The sequence below is a fragment of the Pseudomonas sp. LBUM1640 genome (assembly GCF_059716225.1).
The window spans coordinates 6,311,957-6,336,893 of the sequence record NZ_CP166816.1 but is presented as its reverse complement, the minus strand read 5'-3'; the positions used below and the strand labels follow the sequence as shown (position 1 = coordinate 6,336,893).

Annotated in this window: 24 protein-coding genes; 9 read left to right on the top strand and 15 right to left on the bottom strand. The window is 60.1% G+C overall.

Annotated elements, in window-relative coordinates; translation table 11 throughout:
• The first annotated feature begins 3 nt into the window (after nt 1-3).
• Together purU and fdhA are read left to right on the top strand one after the other, a co-directional pair.
• The gene (purU, locus tag ACA065_RS28230; protein ID WP_497692404.1) at nt 4-861 is read left to right on the top strand and encodes a formyltetrahydrofolate deformylase; all 858 of its coding nucleotides are present in this window, start codon (nt 4-6) and stop codon (nt 859-861) included.
• Nucleotides 862-1,038: 177 nt separating this feature from the next.
• On the top strand, nt 1,039-2,238 hold the full coding sequence (gene fdhA / locus ACA065_RS28225; protein WP_094949511.1) for a formaldehyde dehydrogenase, glutathione-independent: 1,200 nt from the start codon (nt 1,039-1,041) through the stop codon (nt 2,236-2,238).
• Between the two features lie 85 nt (nt 2,239-2,323).
• On the opposite strand, the gene ACA065_RS28220 is transcribed toward fdhA, so the two are convergent.
• The 5 genes from ACA065_RS28220 to ACA065_RS28200 form a co-directional block, all read right to left on the bottom strand.
• Nucleotides 2,324-2,797, bottom strand: coding sequence for an ecotin family protein (locus ACA065_RS28220; protein WP_497692403.1), 474 nt, complete (start codon nt 2,795-2,797; stop codon nt 2,324-2,326).
• Between the two features lie 495 nt (nt 2,798-3,292).
• Nucleotides 3,293-3,553, bottom strand: a complete 261-nt coding sequence (locus ACA065_RS28215) for a hypothetical protein (RefSeq protein ID WP_414188169.1) — start codon at nt 3,551-3,553, stop codon at nt 3,293-3,295.
• A 298-nt stretch (nt 3,554-3,851) separates the two neighbouring features.
• Nucleotides 3,852-4,253 carry a hypothetical protein gene (locus ACA065_RS28210; protein WP_497692402.1) on the bottom strand — a complete coding sequence of 134 codons (402 nt, stop codon included), beginning with the start codon at nt 4,251-4,253 and terminating at the stop codon, nt 3,852-3,854.
• Nucleotides 4,254-4,501: 248 nt separating this feature from the next.
• On the bottom strand, nt 4,502-5,179 hold the full coding sequence (locus ACA065_RS28205) for an anti-sigma factor (protein WP_497692401.1): 678 nt from the start codon (nt 5,177-5,179) through the stop codon (nt 4,502-4,504).
• A complete protein-coding gene (locus ACA065_RS28200; protein ID WP_497692400.1) occupies nt 5,176-5,802 on the bottom strand; it encodes an RNA polymerase sigma factor in 627 nt (208 codons plus the stop codon). Before ACA065_RS28200 ends, ACA065_RS28205 begins: the two co-directional genes overlap by 4 nt.
• A gap of 152 nt (nt 5,803-5,954) precedes the next feature.
• On the opposite strand from ACA065_RS28200, the gene ACA065_RS28195 reads away from it, so the two are divergent.
• Nucleotides 5,955-6,527, top strand: coding sequence for a DUF2780 domain-containing protein (locus tag ACA065_RS28195; RefSeq protein WP_497692399.1), 573 nt, complete (start codon nt 5,955-5,957; stop codon nt 6,525-6,527).
• On the opposite strand, the gene yihG is transcribed toward ACA065_RS28195, so the two are convergent.
• A complete protein-coding gene (gene yihG, locus ACA065_RS28190; RefSeq protein WP_497692398.1) occupies nt 6,524-7,423 on the bottom strand; it encodes a 1-acylglycerol-3-phosphate O-acyltransferase, YihG family in 900 nt (299 codons plus the stop codon). The genes ACA065_RS28195 and yihG overlap by 4 nt on opposite strands.
• Before the next feature lie 288 nt (nt 7,424-7,711).
• Here yihG and rloA2 point away from each other — a divergent pair, with 288 nt between their 5' ends.
• From rloA2 to creD, 4 genes are read left to right on the top strand one after another with little or no spacing between them, the layout of a single operon-like run.
• Nucleotides 7,712-8,212, top strand: a complete 501-nt coding sequence (gene rloA2 / locus ACA065_RS28185) for a retropepsin-like aspartic peptidase RloA2 (RefSeq protein ID WP_448653937.1) — start codon at nt 7,712-7,714, stop codon at nt 8,210-8,212.
• A gap of 9 nt (nt 8,213-8,221) precedes the next feature.
• On the top strand, nt 8,222-8,890 hold the full coding sequence (gene creB / locus ACA065_RS28180) for a two-component system response regulator CreB (protein ID WP_497692397.1): 669 nt from the start codon (nt 8,222-8,224) through the stop codon (nt 8,888-8,890).
• Nucleotides 8,890-10,329 (top strand): two-component system sensor histidine kinase CreC, encoded by a 1,440-nt coding sequence (creC, locus tag ACA065_RS28175; protein ID WP_497692396.1) that lies wholly within the window; start codon nt 8,890-8,892, stop codon nt 10,327-10,329. Before creB ends, creC begins: the two co-directional genes overlap by 1 nt.
• Nucleotides 10,330-10,380: 51 nt before the next feature.
• Complete coding sequence (gene creD / locus ACA065_RS28170; RefSeq protein WP_497692395.1) at nt 10,381-11,742, top strand: cell envelope integrity protein CreD; 1,362 nt, start codon at nt 10,381-10,383, stop codon at nt 11,740-11,742.
• Between the two features lie 186 nt (nt 11,743-11,928).
• Here creD and ACA065_RS28165 read toward each other — a convergent pair whose 3' ends face one another.
• The 8 genes from ACA065_RS28165 to ACA065_RS28130 all read right to left on the bottom strand — a co-directional run bounded on the left by ACA065_RS28165 (nt 11,929) and on the right by ACA065_RS28130 (nt 21,032).
• Nucleotides 11,929-12,558, bottom strand: a complete 630-nt coding sequence (locus tag ACA065_RS28165; protein WP_497692394.1) for a glutathione S-transferase — start codon at nt 12,556-12,558, stop codon at nt 11,929-11,931.
• A 157-nt stretch (nt 12,559-12,715) separates the two neighbouring features.
• Complete coding sequence (locus tag ACA065_RS28160) at nt 12,716-12,898, bottom strand: hypothetical protein (RefSeq protein WP_124418612.1); 183 nt, start codon at nt 12,896-12,898, stop codon at nt 12,716-12,718.
• The gene (locus ACA065_RS28155; RefSeq protein ID WP_497692393.1) at nt 12,895-13,998 is read right to left on the bottom strand and encodes a PepSY-associated TM helix domain-containing protein; all 1,104 of its coding nucleotides are present in this window, start codon (nt 13,996-13,998) and stop codon (nt 12,895-12,897) included. Before ACA065_RS28155 ends, ACA065_RS28160 begins: the two co-directional genes overlap by 4 nt.
• Nucleotides 13,999-14,061: 63 nt before the next feature.
• Nucleotides 14,062-16,470 carry a TonB-dependent siderophore receptor gene (locus ACA065_RS28150; protein WP_497692392.1) on the bottom strand — a complete coding sequence of 803 codons (2,409 nt, stop codon included), beginning with the start codon at nt 16,468-16,470 and terminating at the stop codon, nt 14,062-14,064.
• Between the two features lie 228 nt (nt 16,471-16,698).
• Nucleotides 16,699-17,667, bottom strand: a complete 969-nt coding sequence (locus tag ACA065_RS28145) for a FecR domain-containing protein (RefSeq protein WP_497692391.1) — start codon at nt 17,665-17,667, stop codon at nt 16,699-16,701.
• On the bottom strand, nt 17,664-18,182 hold the full coding sequence (locus ACA065_RS28140; RefSeq protein ID WP_497692390.1) for an RNA polymerase sigma factor: 519 nt from the start codon (nt 18,180-18,182) through the stop codon (nt 17,664-17,666). The genes ACA065_RS28145 and ACA065_RS28140 overlap by 4 nt, the downstream gene beginning before the upstream one ends.
• A gap of 211 nt (nt 18,183-18,393) precedes the next feature.
• Nucleotides 18,394-19,101 (bottom strand): 3'-5' exonuclease, encoded by a 708-nt coding sequence (locus tag ACA065_RS28135; protein WP_497692389.1) that lies wholly within the window; start codon nt 19,099-19,101, stop codon nt 18,394-18,396.
• Complete coding sequence (locus ACA065_RS28130) at nt 19,098-21,032, bottom strand: putative nucleotidyltransferase substrate binding domain-containing protein (protein WP_497692388.1); 1,935 nt, start codon at nt 21,030-21,032, stop codon at nt 19,098-19,100. Before ACA065_RS28130 ends, ACA065_RS28135 begins: the two co-directional genes overlap by 4 nt.
• A gap of 246 nt (nt 21,033-21,278) precedes the next feature.
• Between ACA065_RS28130 and ACA065_RS28125 the strand changes: the two genes are divergently transcribed.
• Complete coding sequence (locus ACA065_RS28125) at nt 21,279-21,725, top strand: response regulator (protein WP_497692387.1); 447 nt, start codon at nt 21,279-21,281, stop codon at nt 21,723-21,725.
• A 395-nt stretch (nt 21,726-22,120) separates the two neighbouring features.
• Nucleotides 22,121-22,513, top strand: a complete 393-nt coding sequence (locus ACA065_RS28120; RefSeq protein WP_497692386.1) for a hypothetical protein — start codon at nt 22,121-22,123, stop codon at nt 22,511-22,513.
• A 57-nt stretch (nt 22,514-22,570) separates the two neighbouring features.
• Here the strand turns inward: ACA065_RS28120 and ACA065_RS28115 are convergent, their stop codons facing one another.
• Nucleotides 22,571-24,748, bottom strand: a complete 2,178-nt coding sequence (locus ACA065_RS28115; protein WP_497692385.1) for a malate synthase G — start codon at nt 24,746-24,748, stop codon at nt 22,571-22,573.
• Nucleotides 24,749-24,937 lie beyond the last annotated feature (189 nt).

Below are 24,937 nucleotides of genomic sequence, written 5' to 3'. Positions count from 1 at the left end.
ACTATGAGCCGCGCACCCGATACATGGATTTTGACCGCCGACTGCCCCAGCGTGCTCGGCACGGTGGACGCGGTCACCCGCTACCTGTTCGAACAGGGCTGCTACGTCACCGAGCACCATTCGTTCGATGACCGCCTCTCGGCGCGGTTTTTTATTCGCGTCGAATTCCGCCAGCCCGACGGTTTCGATGAACAGGCTTTCCGCGATGGCCTGGCCACGCGCGGTGAAGCCTTTGGCATGATCTTCGAGCTGACTGCACCGAACTACCGGCCAAAAGTGGTGATCATGGTCTCCAAGGCCGACCACTGCCTCAATGACCTGCTGTACCGCCAGCGTATTGGTCAGCTGTCGATGGACGTGGTTGCGGTGGTCTCCAACCACCCCGATCTCAAGCCATTGGCCGACTGGCACCAGATTCCCTACTACCATTTCCCCCTCGACCCCAACGACAAACCGTCCCAGGAGCGTCAGGTGTGGCAAGTGATAGAAGAGACCGGCGCCGAGCTGGTGATTCTTGCGCGCTACATGCAAGTGCTGTCGCCGGAGCTGTGCCGCAAGCTCGATGGCAAGGCCATCAATATTCACCACTCGTTGCTGCCGGGGTTCAAGGGCGCCAAGCCGTATCACCAGGCGTACAACAAGGGTGTGAAATTGGTCGGCGCCACGGCGCATTACATCAACAACGACCTGGACGAAGGCCCGATCATCGCCCAGGGCGTGGAGGTGGTGGACCACAGCCACTACCCAGAGGATTTGATTGCCAAGGGGCGCGATATCGAAGGGCTGACATTGGCCCGGGCCGTTGGGTATCACATTGAGCGGCGGGTGTTTCTCAATGCCAATCGCACGGTGGTGCTCTGACTGACGCCTTCGCGAGCAAGCCCGCTCCCACACTTGGAATGCATTCCCCTGTGGGAGCGGGCTTGCTCGCGAAGAGGCCCTTACAAACAACGCACAAACAGCATCTGTACCCGAGCACTTAAACGCGCTGCCTGCCTGGGCAACGCGGTTCCATAAAAACAACAGCGAGGTGAAAGCATGTCTGGTAATCGTGGTGTCGTGTATCTCGGCAACGGCAAGGTCGAAGTACAAAAAATCGACTATCCCAAAATGCAGGACCCCCGTGGCAGGAAGATTGAACACGGCGTCATCCTGCGCGTGGTCTCCACCAACATCTGCGGCTCCGACCAACACATGGTGCGCGGCCGTACCACCGCCCAGACCGGCCTTGTGCTCGGTCACGAAATCACCGGCGAAGTGATTGAAAAGGGCAGCGACGTCGAAAACCTCAAAATCGGCGACCTGGTCTCGGTGCCATTCAACGTAGCGTGCGGCCGCTGCCGCTCCTGCAAAGAGCAACACACCGGCGTGTGCCTGACCGTCAACCCGGCGCGGGCCGGTGGTGCCTATGGCTATGTCGACATGGGCGACTGGACCGGTGGCCAGGCCGAATACGTACTGGTGCCGTATGCCGACTTCAACCTGCTGAAACTGCCGGACCGCGACAAGGCCATGGAGAAAATCCGCGACCTGACCTGCCTCTCCGATATCCTCCCGACCGGTTACCACGGCGCCGTGACTGCGGGCGTTGGCCCTGGCAGCACGGTGTACATCGCCGGCGCCGGCCCGGTCGGCCTGGCCGCTGCCGCTTCGGCGCGCCTGCTGGGTGCCGCCGTGGTGATCATCGGCGACGTCAATTCAATCCGCCTGGCCCACGCCAAGGCGCAAGGGTTTGAAGTGGTTGACCTGTCCACCGACACCCCGCTGCACGAACAGATCGCCGCGCTGCTGGGCGAGCCGGAAGTGGACTGTGCGGTTGACTGCGTGGGCTTCGAAGCCCGTGGCCACGGGCATGACGGCGCCAAGGCAGAAGCCCCGGCCACCGTGCTCAACTCGCTGATGGGCGTGGTGCGTGTGGCAGGCAAGATCGGTATTCCTGGCCTGTACGTCACCGAAGACCCAGGCGCTGTCGATGCCGCCGCAAAAATGGGCAGCCTGAGCATTCGCTTTGGTTTGGGCTGGGCTAAATCCCACAGCTTCCACACCGGGCAGACGCCAGTGATGAAGTACAACCGCCAGCTGATGCAGGCGATCATGTGGGACCGTATCAACATTGCTGAAATTGTCGGTGTGCAGGTGATCAGCCTGGATGACGCGCCACGTGGCTATGGCGAGTTTGATGCGGGCGTGCCGAAGAAGTTTGTGATTGATCCGCACAAGTTGTTCAGTGCGGCGTAAATATATGATTGAAAAAATGGCGACCCACAAGGTCGCCATTTTATTTACTTCGCAAACGTGGGGAATCCTGCAGGGGGTGCAGGTATTAACTGGTAGGTAGCTCCACGGAGGAAGTTTCTCCAGTAGGCGTTTTGCGTCTTACTTCATGCCAGATATGCAGTGGGTAAGCCGCGTGAATCACGATGGGTGCCTGGCTGCTATACGAAACCACATTGTTAGCCACGCGAACATTGGCAATTTTTCCTTTCCATCCGTAGCAAGCCACTTTGGTTTGACCGCCTGGTTCTGGATAGTCCATCCAATAGTAGCCAAGCGGGGCTTTTGTGAGCTGATTGCCAGGGTCTTGGTGATCGTTGCAATCGTCAAGCACGACTGGAATGGTCGCTTTGATCACAACCTCCCATTCATCTTCATCCTCTTTACTTTCCAAGTTGAATACATATTTTTGATAACCCCTCTCAACAGGACATTCTTGGGAGGTAGGCACTGCGTGGCCACTGCTTAGCGCGTGAAGCATTGCAGCGAATGTTTCAAATGTCAGGGTAGGAAATAGTTCCATGTTAGCCTTCTATAAAGTTAATGACTGGAATGGCCATTTTCCCGAGCCTTGAGGGTGCGCGGTGGTAATTATAGATACGGCGTTTGTTGGGCTCGACGTTGCAGGGCGTCTATCCTGTTGCTGGAAAGTTCAAGGTGCAGGTAACCCGCTGAAGGAGGCGCGGTGCCAAAGAAGTGAGTGATAGACCCGCATAACTTGTTCAGTGCCGCCTGAATGAAAAAGGGCGACTGTTAGTCGCCCTTTTTGCTCTTTGAACTTAGTTCGAGTAAGTAAATGAACACTTGGAAATATCAGAAGCCCTGCACGCTACGCTCTTCCAACTAGTGCCTGAGGCGGCTGCCCAGTTTTTGACGGGCTTTAACGTGACTCGCACACCTGCATCACTATCACTATCGCCTTCATAACTGCAAATCACTGCTTTAGTTTCATCCTTGTATTTAGCATCAAGTGCGTTATTGAGAAGGGCGTCCAGAGACGCCCTTTTGACGCGTTTGCTTATGCCTGCAAACGTCGGCTGATGACATCCAGCAAGTCACACCCATCCCGCAATGGAATGGCACAGAGCAGCGCGAAGTCCTGGAGGACGAGGTTGTCGGTTTGCAAGCCCTCGCGAAACGCGAGGTTTTCCATGACTTGGGTGACGGCGCGGATGCGGTAGACGGCGGCGTCGTGGAGTACGTCCAGCGGGACTTGGGTGTCGATAAGCAGGGAAGGGGTGGTGCTGTCGTGGCCGGTGAGCGGCATGTATCGGTTCATGTTTTAAAACCCATTCAAGTAGAGGTGGGCTACACACTTATCCGTCGCCAAACGGATTGGGTGGCAGCTGTACGCAGGTTGGCGAACCGGGAATGGAACCGGCAGACCCGAAGGTCTCCCGCGCACAGCCACCATGAAAGCAGCTATTGCGGACGCAAAAGAACCTGCAAAAAAGCAGAAGCTTTTGCACCATTCACCCGAGTCGCCAAACCCGTGTCGCCATGTGGACGACCGCCGAACTATAAGCGCCATCCATCGCCATGAGCAAGTCGCCCGGCCGATGAAGATCAAATGTGGGTCACTGATGGGTGAATGCGCACTGGGACGCATCAGGGTCTTCGCAATAGCTGCCTTTCCAGTCACCGACAGGCGTGCGGTTCCACTCTTTGATGGATTTGAGCGTGACCGAAACGCTGGCGTTGTTGCTCATGGGGCCTTTGTAGGTGCAGGTGAGGTCTTTGGTGCGCGCATCATATCGAGCATCATGAAAGGTCGAGTCGGTCAGGTCGGACGCTGAAGCCAATGCGTTTTCGCCTGTCCAGGTAAGCCCGCCCGGCTGTGAGGTTGCATAGCTGTAGCCGCCGCCGGTCATCGCGGTTTGGTTGATGTTCTGGATCGGTGGGCAGGTTGAGGTCGCCGCGATGGCATTGGCCATCAGCCCTGTCATTGCAGACAAACCCGCAAGCAGTGCGCGCTTCATGAATGTCTTCCGGTGGGGCGCAGGAGGTTCATGCTGCGGGCGATACAGGGAGTTGGCTACTGTTATAAATGACAGTTTCTTAGCGTATTTACTTATTGTTGAGCCGCTGGTTATTTCAAAGTCGCCCAGCCAATGAAGATCAAATGTGGGAGCGGGCTTGCTCGCGAAGGCGGCGTGTCAGTCAACACATTCATCAACTGATACACCGCCTTCGCGAGCAAGCCCGCTCCCACAGGTATTGAGTGGTGTCAGCGGGTAGCCAGTGCGCCTTGGTAAAGAACCGGGCCGGTGGGTTGGCCGGTCGGCGAACCGCCTTGTGGCTCCAGGCTGACAGCGAGGGTCGCGGGGGCAGTCAACAGCGCCTGCTGTTCTTCACTCAACTGGATTCGGCCTTTACCCGAGCTAGGCACCAGGCCCAGGGAGATCGGTTTGCCACCGGGCGCAATGACCCACAATTCCAGGGCGCGCGTCGGCTCTACCGCCGCCAAGGTCAATGGCTCTACTTGCAGGTGATCGCCAAATGCCTGGATCTGCAGCGCCGGTTGCTGGTTAGCCGCGACCAGCGTGGCGTTGTACTCGGCGCCGATATCACGCTGATAAAGCACACCCACCAGCACCGCGACGACCACCGCGCAGGCAGCCGCCAGCACACGAAAGCTCATCCAGAACGGTTTCTTCGCCGGCACATGCAGTACCTGCGGCTCGATGCGCGCCTTGATGCCGGCCCATACGTGATCGGGCACCGGTCGCTCGGGCAGTGCGCCGGTCAGGCTGGCGAGTGCAGCCTGCCAGTGGCCAAGTTCGACGCGCAGCGCGGCGTCTTCCAATAACAGCGCGTCGAAGCGCCGACGGGCAGTAGCAGGCATCAAGCCGATAGCGTAATCGGCAGCCAGGGCGCGGCGCAGGGCGGTGGTGTGGTAGTTCATGATTCAAGGCACCTGCGCAGGCGCTCCATGCCGCGGCGAATCCAGGATTTGACCGAGCCCAAAGGCGCGGCCAAGTGTTCGGCCAATTCCGAGCACGACAGGCCCTGGAAGTAAGCCACGGTGATTGATTGGCGCTGCATGCCGTCGAGCGTATCGAGGCAGCGGTTCAGGGCGCGCGCTTCCCGTTCGTTGTCGAGCTGTTCGTGAGCGCTGGGGCTGTCGTCGAGCATTGCATCCTGCTGGCCGTCGGCCAGGGGCTGTTCGCGGTGTTTGCGCAACTGGTCGATGGCCAGGTTGCGGGTGATGTTGACCATCCAGGTCATGGGTGCCGCCAGGTGTGCCTCGTAGCGCGAAGCGTTGTACCAGATGCGCACAAAGGCCTCCTGCAGCACTTCTTCGGCCAGGTCCGTGCGCCCCATGAACCGGAACGCAACGCCGTGCAGCCGTGGCGAAACGCTGCGGTAGAGGGTTTCGAACGCCTGGCGGTTGCCCAGGGCGCACTGGGCCAGCAAGGGCTGCAACGGGTCAGCATCATGGGTGGAAATAGGGCTTCTCCAGGCTCTCGAACGAGGGCGACGGGACTGCGCACGGTAGGCAGAGGGTAGTCCAGCTTGTGCATTCATTCCATCCAACTCCGGGCGGCGCATGAGGGATATACGCGAGGCAGGAACATTTGGATGCAGCCTTTTCTGAACTAATCTACAGGGGGGAACAATCCTTCGGGACTGTCAGTCAAACGCCTGCTTTTTAGTTCCTACATTCAGAGGTTGTCTTGATGAAGATTTCACGCGGTTTTGCCCTGTCCTGCCTGATGACCGTGGCCGCAGGCCCGGTGTTTGCTGCAGGTTTCAGCCTCGGCGACGTGGCCAATGCCGTTTCCGGCGCCCAGGGCAGCAATAACAAAGCGGCTGCCGCAGCGCCGAGTTCCGAGACCGCAGGCCTGCTGAGCGCATTGACCTCGCAACTGAACGTGACCCCCGAACAAGCCGTGGGCGGCACTGGCGCGATGCTGGGCCTGGCCAAAAACAAACTGAGCGGCAACGACTATTCGCAACTGGGCAAAAGCGTGCCCGGCCTGGATCAACTGTCGGGGAGCAATTCCCTGGGCAGCCTCGGCGCCTTGAGCGGGATGCTCGGCCAGAGCGGCGGCAGCAAGACCAGCGGCCTGGACGGCCTGCTGGGTAACGTGAAGAACACCAGCGACCTGAACACCGCGTTCAGCGCGCTGGGCATGGATAACAGCATGATCGGCAAGTTTGCGCCGGTGATCCTGCAATACCTGGGCGGCCAGGGCGCCAACGGCTCGGTGCTGAGTAAACTGGCCTCGGCCTGGGGCACCGGCAGCTAAATACGCTCCGCGCGCAATTGTTCGATGCGCGCGTCCTTCTCCTTCCAGAGCTGGTTCACCCAGTTCTGGACGGTCTGGCGAAACGCCGGATCATTCTCGTAATCGCCCTGCCACAACGCCGGGTCGAGCGCTCGGGTGCGAATGTCGATGATCACTTTCGGCACTGCGCCGCTGATCAAATCCCAGAACCCCGGAATCTTTTGCTGCTGCTTTTGAGATGGATAAACCACGGTCACGTCGAGCACCGCGTCCAGCTGTTCGCCCAGCGTCGCCAGCACAAACGCCACGCCGCCCGCCTTGGGCTTGAGCAGCCGCGCAAACGGTGAAGCCTGCTGCTTGTGTTTGGCCGCGCTGAACCGCGTGCCTTCCAGGTAATTGACCACCGTCACCGGCTGGCGCTTGAACAGCTCGCAGGCCTCTTTGGTGATCTTCAGGTCCTGGCCCGCCCGTTCCGGGTGCTTGGCCAGGAACGCTTTGGTGTAGCGCTTCATGAACGGGTAATCCAGCGCCCACCAGGCCAGGCCGAGGAAGGGCACCCAGATCAGCTCTTTTTTCAGGAAGAATTTGAAGAACGGCGTGCGCCGGTTAAGCGCCTGGATCAGCGCTGGAATGTCGACCCAGGATTGGTGGTTACTGATCACCAGGTAAGAGGTGTCGCCACGCAAGTCGCCGCCGCCGCGAATCTCCCATTGGGTGGGGATGCACAGTGAGAAGATCAGCTTGTCGATCTCGGCCCAGGTCTCGGCGATCCACATCACCGCCCACGAGGCATAGTCGCGATAACGCCCGGGCGCTACCAGCTTGAGCAGGGCAAACAGTATCAACGGCCCGAACAGCACCAGGGTGTTGAGCAATAGCAGCAGTGTGACGAAACAGCCGGTGAGCAGGCGGCGCATAAGTAACTCTTGGAATCTTGTGGGCAGGCCATGATAAGAGAGCTGCGCCTATAGGCCAAATCGCAAATCACCGTGCGAATGTTTCACAATGTGAAGGCTATGCTCGTTCCCAGGCTCTGCGTGGGAATGCCGCCAGTGACGCTCTGCGTCAAGCCTTTAAGAGCAGACGCAGAGCGTCCAAACCTGCATTCCCACGCAGAGCGTGAGAACGAGCTGCTGATGGCGGGGCTAACTAAGTGCTGCTTTTGCGGTCTAGAATCCGCCTACTTCTTTCGAGGAAATCACTTCGTGAAACTGCTCCTTGCTGCGTTTGCCCTGGTGGCTCTGCCCGTCATGGCTGCCGAACCGACCCTCTACGGTCGCTACGAATACATCCAGTTGCCGGAGATCGGCGAAACCTTCAAGGCCAAGATGGACACCGGCGCGCTGACCGCTTCGCTGTCGGCCCGTGACATCGAGACCTTCACCCGTGATGGCGACGATTGGGTGCGCTTCCGCCTCGGCGGCAAAGACGCGACCAACAAGGTCTACGAACATAAAGTCTCGCGCATCAGCAAGATCAAGAGCCGCGCCGACGAAGACGATGACAAGGACGAAGCCACCGTGGCCAAGCGCCCGGTGATCGACCTGGAAATGTGCCTGGGCAACGTCAAGCGCACGGTTGAGGTCAACCTCACCGACCGCAGCAGCTTCAACTACCCGCTGCTGATCGGCGCCAAGGCCCTGCGTGAATTCGGCGCAGCGGTGAACCCGGCGCGCCGTTACACTGCTGACAAACCGGACTGCTGACGGACCCACATGCCGCATATCCTGATTGTCGAAGACGAAGCGGCGATAGCCGACACGTTGATTTTTGCGCTGCAAGGCGAGGGCTTCACCACCACCTGGCTGAGCCTTGGCCAGGAGGCGCTGGCCCATCAGCGCCAGACGCCGGCCGACCTGATCATCCTCGACATCGGCCTGCCGGACATCAGCGGCTTTGAAACCTGCAAGCAATTGCGCCGTTTCAGCGAGGTGCCGGTGATGTTCCTCAGCGCGCGGGATGCCGAGATTGACCGCGTGGTGGGCCTGGAAATCGGCGCCGACGATTACGTGGTCAAGCCGTTCAGCCCACGGGAAGTGGCGGCGCGGGTGCGGGCGATCCTCAAGCGCGTCACCCCAGGTGCGGCGCCGACGGTATTCCAGGTGGACCTGGAACGCATGCAAATACACTATCGCGGTCAGCCTTTGAGCCTGACCCGCCATGAATTCCGCTTGCTGCAAAGCTTGCTCGAGCAACCCGAGCGCGTGTTCAGCCGCGAACAACTGTTGGACGCGGTGGGCGTGGCGGCCGATGCCGGTTACGAACGCAATATCGACAGCCATATCAAAAGCCTGCGCAGCAAACTGCGCGGCGTGGCCGCCGATGCCGAGCCGATCCAGACCCACCGTGGCCTGGGCTACAGCTACAGCCCGAGCCATAGCTGATGCGCCTGGGGCTGCGGATTTTCCTGGTGTATGCGCTGTTTATCGGCCTGACCGGCTACTTCGTGCTCAACACGGTGATGAAGGAAATCCGCCCCGGCGTGCGCCAGTCCACCGAAGAAACCCTGGTGGACACGGCCAACCTGCTCGCCGAAATCCTGCGGCTGGACGTGAAGAATGGCACCCTCGGCCAGAGCCATTGGCCGGAGTTGCTTAAGGCCTACGGCAGCCGGCAACCGGGCGCGACCATCTGGGGCCTGCCGAAAAACCAGGTCAACCACCGTATCTACGTGACCGACGCCAACGGCATCGTGTTGCTCGACTCCACGGGCGAGGCGGTCGGCCAGGACTATTCCAAATGGAATGATGTGTACCTGACGCTGCGCGGCGAATATGGCGCGCGTTCGACCCGTAATGAGCTGGATGACCCCAACTCGTCGGTGATGCACGTGGGCGCGCCGATCCGCGACAACGGCCAGATCATCGGCGTGGTCACCGTGGCCAAGCCCAACAGCTCGCTGCAGCCCTATGTGGACCGCACCGAGCACCGCCTGCTGTGGTACGGCGCCGGGCTGGTGGTGTTGGGCCTGCTGCTGGGCGCGCTGTTGTCCTGGTGGCTGAGCCGCGCGTTGCACCGGCTGACGGCGTATGCGCAGGCGGTGAGCGAAGGCCGGCGTGCCGAGTTGCCGCATTACCGTGGCGGCGAACTCAAGCAGCTGTCCACGGCCGTAGAGCACATGCGCACGCAACTGGAGGGCAAGGCTTACGTCGAGCATTACGTGCACACCTTGACCCACGAATTGAAAAGCCCGCTGGCGGCGATTCGTGGCGCGGCGGAGCTGCTGCAGGGCGACATGAGCCGCGAGCAGCAGCAGCGTTTCGTCGGCAATATCGACAGTGAAAGTGCGCGCTTGCAGCAGTTGATCGAGCGCCTGCTGAACCTGGCCCAAGTGGAACAGCGCCAGGGTTTGGAAGAGCAAATCAGCATGCCGTTGGCCACCTTGGTCGACGAAGTGCTCAAGGCGCAATGCGCGCGCATCGAAGGCGCCGGCTTGCACGTCGAGCAGGCCATTGCCGCGGATGTGAAGGTGTTCGGCGAGCCTTTTCTGTTGCGCCAGGCCTTGGGCAATCTGCTGGATAACGCCCTGGACTTCACGCCACCCGGTGGCACCTTGAGGTTCAGCGCGCACACCCAGCACAACGATGTGCAGGTGAGCCTGTTCAACCAGGCTGCGCCGATTCCCGACTACGCCTTGCCGCGCCTGAGCGAGCGTTTCTACTCTTTGCCGCGCCCGGCCAGCGGGCGCAAAAGCACCGGCCTTGGCCTTAACTTTGTCGAAGAAGTGATGAAGTTGCACGGCGGCGCGTTGCAGATCGGCAATGTGCAAGGCGGCGTGCAAGTGGTGCTGCATCTCCACACAGTCTCCACATTGCCCACATAAATCTCCCACACGCGCGGCTCACGCTCTGCCCATCAAAACAGGGAGAGCCCCATGAACCGCAGCTTGCTTTTCAAACTTGGCGCCATTGCGCTGCTGATCCTGCTGTTGCTGATTCCATTGTTGATGATCAACGGCATCATCAGCGACCGCCAGCAGATGCGCGATGGCGTATTGATGGACATCGCGCGCAGCTCCAGCTACAGCCAACGCCTCACCGGCCCGGTGATGGTAGTGCCGTATCGCAAGACCGTCCGTGAGTGGAAACTCAATGAAAAACTTAACGAGCGCTACGAACAAGTCAGTGAGGTGCGCGGTCGTCTGTATTTCTTGCCGGAGCAGTTTGAACTCGACGGCAAGGTGCAAACCGAGCTGCGCTCGCGGGGCATTTACCAGGCGCGGCTGTTCCATGCCGACAACCGCATCAGCGGGCGTTTTGAGCTACCGGAACAGCTGGGTATCAAGGAAAACTTTGCCGATTACCGTTTTGAGCCGGCGTATCTGGCGGTGGGTATCAGTGACATTCGCGGCATTGAAAATGCGTTGAAGCTGGAGCTGGGCAGCCAGCGCCTGGCGTTCTCGCCAGGCACTCAAGTGGCGTGGCTGGGCGAGGGCGTGCACGTGATGCTGCCGGAGCTGGACAGCAAAAAACCGGCCCCGGTGGGCTTCGCCTTTGACCTGCGCCTGCAAGGCACCGAGCAGATGCAAGTGGTGCCGGTGGGCAAGACCAGCCAGGTCAAGCTGGCCTCGAACTGGCCGCATCCGAGTTTTATCGGCAACTTCCTGCCGGCCCAGCGTGAGGTCACCGCGCAAGGTTTTACCGCCAATTGGCAGACCACGTTCTTCTCCACCAACCTGGAAGAAACCATGCGCAGCTGTGTGTGGGACAAGGTGTGTGACGACTTCAATAGCCGCAGCTTTGGTGTGAGCTTCATCGACCCGGTGGACCAGTACCTCAAGAGCGACCGCGCGATCAAATACGCGCTGCTGTTTATCGCCCTGACATTTGCCGGCTTCTTCCTGTTCGAAGTGCTCAAGAACCTGGCGGTGCACCCGATTCAATACGCATTGGTGGGCGTTGCCTTGGCGTTCTTCTACCTGCTGCTGTTGTCGTTGTCCGAGCACATCGGCTTTGGCTTGGCGTACCTGTTGTCGGCGAGTGCCTGCGTGTTGTTGATTGGGTTCTACGTGTGCCATGTGCTGCGCAGTGTCGCCCATGGCCTGGGCTTCTCGGCGGGGCTGGCGGCGCTGTATGGCTTGTTGTACGGGCTGTTGAGTGCCGAGGATTACGCGCTGCTGATGGGCTCGCTGTTGCTGTTCGGGCTGTTGGGCACGGTGATGGTGCTGACACGCAAACTGGATTGGTATGGCGTGGGCAAGCGCAAGGTGCAGTTTGATCTGGAGGCGGTGCAATGATCGGGTTACGGGAAGATCAGCAGTTGGGTGAGCAGTTGGCCGCAAGCATTGTCATATTCCTCAACGCCACCACCTTCCAATGTGGGAGCGGGCTTGCCCGCGAAGGCGGTGGGGCAGAAACAGATGCGCTGAATGACACGCCGCCATCGCGGGCAAGCCCGCTCCCACAGTAGATTGGGGTGAGTATCAGAGCGGTGGCTGGGTCTGCAGCATTGAAGGTCGCTGGCTGACCTTGGCGTACCAATCAGCAAGCTGGGGGTTTGCGGCCCGCCATTGCAGGTCCGGGTGGCGGAAGTCCAGGTAACCCAAGGCGCAGGCCACGCTGATGGACGCGATGTCGAAGCGGCTGGTTAGCTCGGCAATCGCCTCTTGCTCCAGTTCGGCGACGGCGCGGCGGATTTTGTTGCGCTGCTCATCCAGCCATTGGTCCCAGTGCTTTTCTGCCGGGCGCATGGCGGTTTCGTAACGCACCAGCACGGCGGCATCCATGATGCCGTCGGCCATCGAAGCCAGGGTCAGGCGGCGCCAGCGGGCCGAGCCGTCGCGGGGGATCAGCGGGTTGCCAACATGCTGGTGATCGAGGTAATCGAGGATCACCCGGCTATCGTGCAGCACCGAGCCGTCGGCCAGGCGCAGGGCCGGGATCTTGCCCACGGGGTTATCCTGTACAAGCTGCGCGTCCGGGTTGACCGGCGTCGGCATGCAGCCGTGCAACGCCACACGGTCCTGCTGGCCGGTCTCGATCAGCAGCACGCGGACTTTGCGAACAAAGGGTGAGGCGGGGTTGTGGAACAAGGTCATGCTGGGCGCGGACATGGGCATTCCTCGAAATGGGCAGTGGCTAGCCTAGAGGGTTGCGCGGTGGCTGGCGAGGGGGCTTTTGGGTGTTTTTGAGGGCCTCATCGCAGGCAAGCCAGCTCCCACCTTGAAATGCATTCCACCTGTGGGAGCTGGCTTGCCTGCGATAGCGCCCTCAGCCGCGCCGCCTGAACAACGCCCAAACACCAATCACCGCAGGAATCCCCAAACCCACCCAACTCAACGAATCCCACAGCCCATCCCCCAGCAGCGCGGCAAACAAGCCGGCCGCGCTGAGCACGCCAATCCCCAGCGGAATACCAAACACCTTCCAGAAATTCGACTGACGCGGCTTCATACCTTGGCCGCCTTGCGCCGCACGATCCACAGGTAAACGCCACTGCCCAGCACGATGATGGTCAGCACATCCAGCACCGCCCACAGGATCTTCATCGGCATGCCGCCGTAGTCACCGAAGTGCAGCGGCTGCGACATGCCCATGGCGTCCATGTACCACGGCCGTTCGGCGATGGCGGTGACGGCCAGGGTGCTGGCGTCGATCAGTACCGGCGTGAGCAAGTGCGAGGTCAGGTGCGTGCTGCCCTTCATGAACACCGCGTAATGGTGCTCACTGGAAAAACGCGTGCCGGGGAACGCGATAAAGTCCGGCTGCATGCCGGGCGCGGCCTTGGCGGCGATGCTCAGCAGCTCAGTGGCCGGTGCGCGTTGGGTCAGCGGCGGCGCGGTTTTGTACGGCTCGATCATTGCGCTGAGGCTGTCCTGGCGCCAGGCCGCGATGATCAAGTCGGCGCAGGCGCTGATCACACCGGTCACGCCCACCACCAGCGCCCAGGTCAGCGTGACCACGCCGATCAGGTTATGCAGGTCGAGCCAGCGCAAGCGCGTGGACTTGTCCTGGCGCACGGTGGCGAACTTCAAGCGGCGCATGAACGGCAGGTACAGCACCGTGCCCGAGACAATTGCCAGCACAAACAAAAGGCCCATGAAGGCCAACAGCAACTTGCCCGGCAGGCCGGCAAACATATCCACATGCAGGCGCAGCAGGAACAGTGTCAGGCCGCCATTGGCCGCTGGGGTTTCGACGGCTTCACCGGTGCGCGCATCGAGCATGAAGGTGTGCGACGAGTTGGGCTCGGTGCCTGCTGTGGCGGCCATGATCGCGATCACGCCGTTCTTGTCGTCCTCGTCCCACGCCAGGTACTGCATCGCCTCACCCGGGCGATGCGCCTGGGCTTTGGCCACCAGTTGCTCAAGGTTCAGCTGTGGCGTATCGGCGGGCATCTGCGCAAGTTCGGGTTCGTTGCCCAGCAGGTGATCGATCTCGTGGTGGAAGATCAACGGCAGGCCGGTGAGGGCGAGCAACAGCAGGAAGGCGGTGCAGATCAGGCTGGTCCAGGTGTGGATGAAGGACCAGCGGCGGATGGTTTTGCTTTTCATGGTTCATCCAAATGCAAAAGGGCCACGGCGTAACCGTGACCCTTGGGTGACCGTGTCAGTTGTTTACCACTTGTAGTTCACAGCCGCCACGACATTGCGTTCATCACCGTAGTAGCACCATGCGCCGTCGCAGGTCGACAAGTAATCCTTGTTGAAGATGTTCTTGGCGGTGACATCCACCGAGACGCCCGCGAGTACTGGGTTGATACGGCTCAAGTCGTAATGCACTGCAGCATCGTAAACGGTGTACGAACCTACATGGCCGTTGGCCGTATTGGCGGTGTTGCCGTAGGTGTCGCCCACATAACGCACACCAGCGCCTACGCCGAAACCATCCAGTACGCCCGAATGCCAAGTGTAGTCAGACCACAGCGACGCCTGGTTGCGTGGCACCAGCTTCATGCGGTTGCCCTTGTCATCCCCTTTGAGGATTTCGGTGTCGGTGTAGGTGTATGAACCCACCAGCTTCAGGTTGTCGGTGACTTCCGACGTGGCTTCCAGCTCCAGGCCGCGCACGCTGATTTCGCCGATCTGGCTGGTGACGTTGTTTTGTGTCACCGAAACGTTTTGCTGGCGCAGGTCAAACACAGCCGCGGTCAGCAGGGTTTTGCTGCCTATCGGCTGGTATTTCACGCCGACTTCAGTCTGCTTGCCTTGGGTCGGCTTGAACGACTGTGTGGCACTTGCACTGGCACCAGCAGTTGGCTGGAATGACTCGGTGTAGGAGATGTACGGCGTGATGCCCGAATCAAATACATAGCTCAGCCCCGCGTTACCGCTGAAGGCCTTGTCGCGTTGGGTATTGGTGGCGTCATTCATGTTGAAAAAAGTGGTGCCGGTGTGAATCCAGTCTTCACGACCACCCAAAGTCAGGCGCCATTTGTCCAGGGCAATCTGGTCTTGAATGTAGAGGCCGGTCTGCACAGTCTTCTGGTTGTAGTCGTAGAAGGTGAGTGGCGCGCCAGCCGGGCGTGGCTGGTTGTAGATCGGGCGGTTTGGATTAATGCTCGCGGCATTGCCTTCGATCCAGTGGTAGTCGGTGTTGGAGCGCTGGTGATCCAGGCCGAGCAACAGGGTGTGGTTGAGAGCACCCGTCTGGAAGTCGGCCTGGAAGTTGTTATCCACAGCCAATTGCGAAATGTCTTCGTCTACTTTGTCGTAGATGCGTTTGAGCATGCCGTCTGCGCCGACAGCGGTGTCGCCGTAGCTGGAGTAGGTCGTGTTAAAGGCCAGTTCGCTCTTGGTGTAACGCAGGTTTTGTTTGAACTGCCAGACATCGTTGAAGCGATGATCAAAGGCATAACCCAGAGCGTAGTAGGTGCGGTCGTAGTAGTCCTGGTCCGGCTCGCCAAGGTTCTTGTGATGGGAAATATTACCCGCCGGCGAACTCAGCTTGGTGCCTTGCAACGGTAAAAACTGGCCACTGATACCAGTGTCGTCGCGGGTGAACTGCGAGAGCAGGGTCAGGTGGGTGTCGTCGTTGATGTTCCAGGTCAGGCTGGGTGCGATGTTGTAGCGCTTGTCTTCGATATGGTCGATAGGCGTGCCGCTGTCACGCACCACACCGTCAACCCGATAGAGGAATTGGCCTTGGTCATCGATTTTTCCAGTGCTGTCGAAGCTGATTTGCTTGCGGTTATTGCTGCCGACCTCGGCGCGCACAGCGTTGCTGCTTTCAGTTTGTGGACGACGGCTCACCATGTCGAGCATACCGCCCGGTGGGGTTTGGCCGTAGACCGAGGATGCTGGGCCACGCAGCAGTGTGATGCGGTCTAGGTTCCACGTTTCCTGCTTTGGGTTGGCGTATGAGCCTTTGGGCAGCGGCAGGCCGTCAAGGAACTGAGTCGGCTCGAACCCACGTACTCGCAGCCAGTCGGCGCGGGAGTCGCTACCGTAGCTGCTAGCGATCACGCCCGGCATGTAGCGTACGGCGTCGTCGAGGTTCTGCACGCCACGGTCTTCCATCTGGGCGCGCGTGACCACCGACATCGAACGGGGCGCTTCAACGATCGGTGTATCCGTCTTGGTGCCCGCAGCGGTGCGTGTCGCTACATAACCATCCACCGGGCCCCACGCGCTTTCATAGCTGCCTTGCCCGGTGATACTGGTCTGCGGCAACGCCACAACACCCTCCGCAATCGCCACCAACGAATAAGTCCCGGCACTGCTTTGCTCCAACTGCAACCCAGTCCCGCGCAACGCCTCACGCAGCGCGCCCTGTGCATCGAACTGGCCGTTAACCGGTGCCGACGTCTTGCCCGACGCCAGCGCAGGGTTGAGGGTCAGCGCAAGACCGGCTTGGCTGGCGATCTGGTTCAGGGTGCTGGCCAACGGCGCCGCCGGCAGGTTGTACGCGCGCACGCTGGAGGCCTGTTCGGCGGCGACCAGTGCAGTGCTGGTCAGCGGGGCGCTGAGGGCAATGGCCACGGCTAACAGGCTGGGGCGCAACAAGGTGTCTAGCGTGCGGGACATAGGGCGGCTCCTGAATGGAAACATTTCTCAATTGCCTATGTGCCGAGCGAGATTCGAAAAGTGATAGGGCGGGGTGAAAATATTTTTTGATTCGGGCATTTGGGGTGTTTTTTAGGGCCTCTTCGCGAGCAAGCCCGCTCCCACATTGACGGTGTTCTACCTGGAGAAACACATTCGAATGTGGGAGCGGGCTTGCTCGCGAAAGCGGTAGTCCACGCATCGCCTAACCTAAGGCTTGGCGGTAACGTTCACCCACCACGGCGTATGCTGCTCGATGCGCACCGGCAAGGTCGGCAGCAGCGCGTTCAGCGCAAGCGTAGTGTCGTGCAGCGGGAAGCTGCCGGTGATGCGCAGATCGGCCACTTGTTTATCTACACCCAGATAGCCGCTGCGGTAGCGGCTGAGTTCCTCGACCACATCGCCCAGGCGGGCGTTGTCGACCACCAGCATGCCGCGCGTCCAGGCGTCGGCAGCGGGGGTGACGGCAAGCGCAGGGCCGAGGCCGTCGCTGCGCATCAGCACTTGCTGGCCTTGCTTGAAAATCTGTTCCTGGTGCAGCGCCTCAGGCTGAGCGGCCACGGCGGACTGCAGCACGCTCAGGCGCGTGGCGTCGTCTTCGCGCTTGACGATAAACCGCGTGCCCAATGCGCGCAGGCTGCCGTCGCGGGTTTGGACATAAAACGGGCGGGCATCGTTATGGCCGGTTTCGACGAGGATCTCGCCTTCCTGCAGCACAATCAGCCGGCGTTTTTCATCGAAACGCACATCGATGGCGCTGTGGGTGTTGAGGTTGATCAGCGTGCCGTCCGCCAGTTTCAGCGTGCGTTGCTCGCCGGTGGCGGTGCGTTGGTCGGCCAGCCAATAGTGGATCGGCACGTAACGCTCACCGGCAAACAACGCCAGCCCGCACACCAACGCGATACTCGCCAGGCCGCGCCCCAGCTTGCGCACGCGCTGGCGAATGCCCTCGCGTGACTGCAACAACGCCGCCCGCGCCGGGCCTGCGGCCACGCTGAAACGCTGGTCGAGCATGCCCAACTGGCGCCAGGCGCGCGCATGTTCGTCATCGCTGGCCAGCCATCTGGCGAATTCTTCCTGCGCAACCAAGTTGCCGTCACCGGAATCGAGGGACAGTTGCCACGCAATCGCGGCATCCAGTACACGCGCCGAAACCGGCTTGGCGCTGATCACCGTCACAGCGGCTCGCCATACAGCGCGATGTAGCACTGGCGAATGCCCTGGGCCAGGTACTGGCGCACGCGCGGCACTGACACTCCGAGGCGCTGGGCGATTTCGGCGTGGCCCAGGCCGTCGAGGCGGTTATAGAGGAAGGCGGCGCGGGCCTTGCTCGAGAGCTTGGCGAGCAGGCGGTCGATGGCCTTGAGGTCTTCGAGGATCAGTTGCTGTTCTTCCGGCGAGGGGTGCTCGCTTTCCGGGATCAGCATCAATTCGGTGAGGTAAGCCTGTTCCAGCGCCGCGCGCCGGAAGTAGTCGAACAGCAAGCCTTTGGCGATTGCCACCAGAAACGCCCGTGGTTCGCGGGGTTCGCGCAACTCGTCACGGCCCAGCAGGCGCATGAAGGTGTCCTGGCTGAGGTCTTCGGCGCGGCTCGGGCACGCCACGTTGCGGCGTAGCCAGGCCAACAGCCAGCCACGATGGTCGCGATACAACGCGCCAACAAGCTCACTGTGTGGGGTCTGGACCGACGACAAGGCATCACCGAATAAACAAGAGGTTTAAACTAACGAGAATTATTCGCGATTGTGTCAGAGGCAAAGAGTGGGCGCAATTGGCGTCTGTCGGCGATCGTTCCCACGCGCTGCGTGGGAATGCATCCCGTCCCTTGTGCAGGGCTTGAGTTTTGCGCCAAAAGCGGACGCGGAGCGTCCCGCCGGCATTCCCACGCAGAGCGTGGGAACGATCTTAGAAACCTGGGGCTTGTTTGCGCCGTTTCCATTGGCTCAAGCGCTCCTGCAGCGCCTGCGGGGAGTCGATGTGCTGCTGGCGTGCGCGACTCAACAGGATGAGCATCAGCTCCGCCGTGGCCAGGGCGTCGGCGCTGGCGTGATGGCGTTCACCGACCTGCAGCTTGAAATGGCTGATCCAGTCGTCCAGCCCGGCTTCACGAATATTCGCTTCGGGGCACAGCAGCGGGGCGATGTCGGCGACGTCGAGGAACGGATGCGCCAGGCGATAGCCCAGGCTGTCCTTAAGTGCGCGGCACAGCATGTGTTGATCGAACGGTGCATGGAACGCCAGCAACGGGCTGTCGCCGACAAATGCCATGAACGCCAGCAACGCCTCGACCGGGTCGCTGCCGGCGGCAATGGCGCTGGGGCCGAGGCCGTGGATGAGGACGCTGGGGCTGAGTTTTGTTTCGGCGCGGTGCAGGGTGCGCTCGAACATCTGCGAAAAATCCACGGCGCCGTCCTCAATCACCACCGCGCCGATGGACAGCACCTGGTCACGGTTGAGGTTCAGGCCGCTGGTTTCCAGGTCGACCACTACCCAACGCTGGCTGCGTAAGGAACTGTCGCCCAGCACCGCGGGTTTGGGCAGTTGCTCCAGGCGCCGTTGTTGGGTCGCGTCGAGCCCGGGCTTTTTCGTACGCAGCCAGTCGAACAGGCTCACAGCTGATACCGGAAGGTCAGGCTGCTTTGCAGGCGCTGGGCCTGGCGCAGGGACTCACGCAGGATGCGACGGTCCAAGTGGTTGAGGCTGTCGGGGTCGACGCGGTTGGAATACGCTTGGTTCTCGCGGGTTTGTAACTGGTGCTGCTGCATACGGGTTTGCTGGATAAAGTGATAGGCCTCTTCGTACGCGGCGCCGTCCAAGGGCTCGATGACCTCCTTAGCCACTAACTGGCGCAGGCGCTCCAGGGTATTGTTGGCGTGGATGCCGTTGGCCAGGGCCAGCAGGCGCGCGCCATCTACAAAGGGCGTAAGGCCCTGCACCTTGAGGTCGAGGGTGGCTTTTTCGCCACCTTTGCGCGTCAGCACAAAATCGCGAAAGCGCCCCACGGGCGGGCGCTGGCGCAAGGCGTTCTCGGCCAACATGCGTTGGAACAGCCGGTTATCCGCCACTTGATCCAGAATGCTCTGGCGCAACTGCTCGCAGCCCTGCTCGTCACCCCACACCACGCGCAAATCGAAATAGATACTGGAGGCCAGCAGATTTTCCGGCGTTGCCTCGCGGATAAACGCACCGAAGCGCCGCGCCCATTCGGCCCGCGACAGGCACAGTTCGGGGTTGCCGGCCATGATGTTGCCCTTGCACAAACTGAAGCCGCACAACGCCAGGCTTTGGTTGATCTGCTGCGCCACGGGCAACAAGCGGCCACGAATCTCGGCGGCTTCGGCGGCGTCCTTGGCGTCGAACAGGATGCCGTTGTCCTGGTCGGTAAACAGCGTCTGCTCGCGACGGCCCTCGCTGCCGAAACACAACCAACTGAAGGGCACGCCGGGGTCGCCTTTGTCGGCCAGGGTCAGCTCGATCACCCGGCACACGGTGTGATCGTTGAGCAGGGTAATAATGTGGGTGATCTGGGTGGACGACGCGCCATGGGCGAGCATGCGTTCCACCAGTTGGCCGATCTCACCGCGAATCGCCACCAGGTTTTCCACGCGTGGCGCGTTGCGGATGGTGCGCGCCAGGTGGACCAGGTCCACCCGTTGCAGGGAAAACAGGTCGCGTTCGGACACCACGCCACACACGCGCTGGTCTTTCACCAGGCACACATGGGCGATATGCCGTTCGGTCATGGCAATGGCGGCATCAAAGGCGCTGTGGTCCGGGGTCAAGAAGAACGGCGCCTGGGTCATATGGCCTGCGATGGCCTGATTGAAATCACTGGTGCCGTCGGCCACCACCTGGCGCAAGTCGCGCAGGGTGAAGATCCCCAAGGGCGCCTTGTGCGCGTCGACGATCACGATGCTGCCCACTTGCTGCTCATGCATCAGCGTCACCGCCTCGCGCAGTGGCGTGTTCGGGCAGCAGGTGACCGGATGGCGCATGGCCAATTCGCCCAGGCGCGTGTTCAACGAGTATTGGGTGCCGAGGGTTTCCACGGCTTTTTGCTGCACCTGTTGGTTTACCTGGTCCAGCAGGCTGCTGACACCGCGCAGGGCGAAATCGCGAAACGGGCTGGACAGCGCGAACAGCTTTATAAACGCCGGCTTGTTCAATTGCAGGCAGAAAGTGTCTTCGGCGGCCTTGTGCTCGGTGCGGGTCGCACGTTCGCCCAGCAGCGCAGCGAGGGGGAAACACTCGCCGGTGGTGATTTCGAAGGTGGTTTCAGTTGCATCTTGATTCGCCAGCGGGCGCTCGCCGACCACTCGGCCCTGCTTGACGATGTAAAAGTGCTCCACCGGCCCGCCCGACGGCTTGAGGATGCTGTCGCCTGGGCCGTAGAAGCGTAATTGGCACTGTTCGACCAGAAACGCCAGGTGTGCGTTTTCCATCTGGTTGAACGGGGGAAAGCGTTGCAGGAATTGCAGGGTGCCGTGAATGTTTTGCAACACGGCGATTTTTCCCGCCTGCGTGAAAGCATCAGCTTTACTCATAACAGTGACCGCAGTTTCTTGTCGTTATCGTCCTTTATGGTCAGCCCCCGTGCCCTGGGTGCCCATTGGACGTAAGTCTAGGTAGCGGTAAAACCATTCACCACTAGGGAAAAACCTTACACGACTATCGTCCAAACCCCGTAGAACGCCCACTAGGCAAACTTTCCGACGAAGTGCACATTGATCGCCCTTCCGCAGATGTCTGACGAGTGTGCTGCGAGATAGATAAGAACTGCTGAGAAACGTATGCCTGACCACGATATTTTGAGTGATGCCGAGCGCGAGGCGCTAAGCGCCGTGATGCTGGAGCCCGATCTACCGCCACAACGCGTGTTGATTGTCGATGACGACAAGGACGCGCGAGAACTGTTGGCGGAGATCCTGGGCCTGGACGGCATTCGCTGCATGACCGCCGACAGTGGTGAGTCGGCGTGGGATTTGTTGAAATCCAGCAGTTCCATTGGCCTGTTGATTACTGATCTGCGTATGGAGCCCAGCAACGGGCTTAAATTGATTGAGAAAGTGCGCGGTTCTGAGCGAGCGGCGTTGCCGATCATCATCATGTCGGGGGACGCGGAAGCGCCGGACGTGATTGATGCAATGCATTTGAGCGTGGTGGACTTTTTGCTCAAACCGATTGATAGCGTGAAGCTGGCGAAGATGGTCAAGCGCGAGTTGGGCATGGCGCAGTAGTGACCGCTGATCAGGCTGTTGTCATACCTGTCAATGTTGACAGTAGGCAGGGGCCTATTAAGTCTGTGTACTTCCCTGACAGTATTTATATTCATCATGGTCGCGATGGCTGACGTTACGTTTGGGCGGCCAACGCCTGTGGCTGTGCTGAAGGGTACTTATACCGTGTCGTCTAAATAACGAACTTGGGCTTTCAGCTCACGCCGATTTCAGTGTGTAAAGTCGGCGAGCATAGTTATTCAGGTGACAGCGCGGGAGCAGAGGTAACCGGTGGTCGGGTTCCCGTTAAAACTGTCAATTATGACAGTAGAAAAGCCATGAGGGCCCTTGTTTACTGGCATTGAAAGCAGCGATGAACATCGTTGCTTCAATCACTAAACATAAAGGGGTTTGATATGGCATTTCCGAAAAATTACACCGGAACAGCGAGCGTTAAGGTTACGAGTGCCGTTAAAACTATAGATGAGTTCACAACCGAAGACGTGTCAGGGGGGTTCGATAGCTTTATTGCGTGCGCCTCGGGCGGCTCGAATTCAAGCTTCTCTGTTATTTATCTGGAGTCCGTCAGAAAAAATGGCGTCTACAATTTTACTTACGATAAATCGACCAGCGGGCGCTTAACGTATGTTCGCAACGGGAGTGCGCTCGACGTGTTCGGCACTGTGAAGGTGACGACTACGTATGAAGGAGATAGGCAAGAATTACAGTTCAGCGGAACGTTTGTAAAAGATGAGCGCGAGTACAAAATCGAGGGGACAGGTTATCTCAAGTACGAGTGGATTTTTTAATCAGCTTGTTTGTAGTGCTGAACGCCCTGTTCTTAAGAACAGGGCGTTCAATTTTGATCAAGTTCTATTTTTCGCTTTGAACTCCCGACGCCGACGGTGCAACACCGGCTCGGTGTAACCGTTAGGCTGCTTGGTCCCTTCAATCACCAACTCCACCGCCGCCTGGAACGCGATGTTGCTGTCGAAATCCGGCGCCAGCGGACGATACAGCGCATCCCCGGCGTTCTGACGGTCCACCACCGGCGCCATGCGCTTGAGGCTTTCCATCACTTGGGCTTCGTTGACGATGCCGTGGCGCAACCAGTTGGCGATGTGCTGGCTGGAAATGCGCAGGGTGGCGCGGTCTTCCATCAGGCCGACGTCGTTGATGTCCGGCACTTTCGAGCAGCCGACGCCTTGGTCGATCCAGCGCACGACATAGCCGAGGATGCCCTGGGCGTTGTTGTCCAGCTCGTTGCGGATTTCTTCCTCGGACCAATCGGTGTTGCTGGCCAGGGGAATGGTCAAGATGTCGTCCACCGACGCACGCTCGCGCTTGGCCAGTTCGGCCTGGCGCGCGAACACGTTAACCTTGTGGTAGTGCAACGCGTGCAGCGCAGCCGCCGTTGGCGACGGCACCCAAGCAGTGTTGGCACCGGCCAGCGGGTGAGCGATTTTCTGCTCAAGCATCGCCGCCATCAGGTCGGGCATCGCCCACATGCCTTTGCCGATCTGCGCACGGCCCTGCAGGCCGCTGCTCAGGCCGATGTCGACGTTCCAGTTCTCATACGCGCCAATCCACTTCTCAGCCTTCATCGCCGCTTTGCGCACCATCGCGCCGGCTTCCATGGAGGTGTGGATCTCGTCGCCGGTACGGTCGAGGAAACCGGTGTTGATAAACACCACGCGCTCGCTGGCCGCTTTGATGCAGGCCTTGAGGTTGACCGTGGTACGGCGCTCCTCGTCCATGATCCCGACTTTAAGGGTGTTGCGCGGCAGGTTCAGCACGTCTTCGATGCGCCCGAACAGCTCGTTGGTGAACGCGGCTTCTTCGGGGCCGTGCATTTTCGGTTTAACAATGTAGACCGAACCGGTGCGGCTGTTCTTGCGGCTGTTGTTGCCGTTGAGGCTGTGGACCGCCGCCAGGCTGGTGAGCAGGCCGTCGAGAATGCCTTCGGGCACTTCGTTGCCGTCTTTGTCGAGGATCGCATCGATGGTCATCAAGTGGCCAACGTTGCGCACGAACAGCAGCGAACGACCGTGCAGCGTCACGTCCTGGCCATCCACGCCGGTATAAACGCGGTCGGCATTCATGGTGCGGGTGAAGGTTTTGCCGGCCTTGGCCACTTCTTCGGCCAGGTCGCCCTTCATCAGGCCGAGCCAGTTGCGGTAGATCACCACTTTGTCATCGGCATCGACGGCGGCGACGGAGTCTTCGCAGTCCATGATGGTAGTCAGCGCAGCTTCCATCAGCACGTCTTTGACGCCGGCGGCGTCGGTCTGGCCGACCGGGGTGCTGGCGTCGATCTGGAGTTCGAAGTGCAGGCCGTTGTGTTTCAACAGGATCGCAATCGGCTGCGCCGCAGGGCCTTGGAAGCCGATCAACTGCGCGTCGTCGCGCAGGCCGCTGTTGCTGCCGCCCTTGAGGCTGACGATCAGCGTGCCATCCACGATCTTGTAACCGGTGGAATCGACATGGCTGCCGGCGCTGAGCGGCGCGGCTTCGTCGAGGAACGCACGGGCGAAGGCAATCACCTTGTCGCCACGTACCTTGTTGTAGCCCTGGCCCTTCTCGGCGCCATCGGCTTCGCTGATGGCATCGGTGCCATACAGCGCGTCATACAGCGAGCCCCAACGCGCATTGGAGGCGTTGAGGGCGAAACGCGCATTCATCACCGGTACAACCAGCTGTGGGCCGGCCATGCGGGCGATTTCGTCATCGACGTTTTGGGTCGAGGCCTGGAAGTCTGCGGCTTCTGGCAGCAGGTATCCGATGTCTTGCAGGAAGGCTTTGTAGGCCACCGGGTCGTGGGCTTTGCCTGCGTGAGTCTGGTGCCAGGTATCGATCCGCGCTTGGAAATCGTCGCGTTTGGCGAGTAGGGCTTTGTTCTTCGGAGCCAGGTCGTGGATGACCTTGTCGGCGCCGGCCCAGAACTGGTCGGCAGTGATGCCGGTGCCGGGAATGGCTTCGTTGTTCACGAAGTCGAACAGGACTTTGGCGACCTGCAGGCCACCGACTTGAACGTGTTCAGTCATTGCTTGCCTCACTCTGCGGAGCTTATGCGCTGTTTCAGATTTTCATTATGTAGTGCACGGTTGGGCATACTACATGATGACTTGCGGTTGTGAAAATTAGACTAAATACGTCGTTTAGCGACCCACTTTGGCCGTACGGTCACAGCGGAGAACCGGATGTTCTCAAAAAACTATTGGATTGTTCCAGAT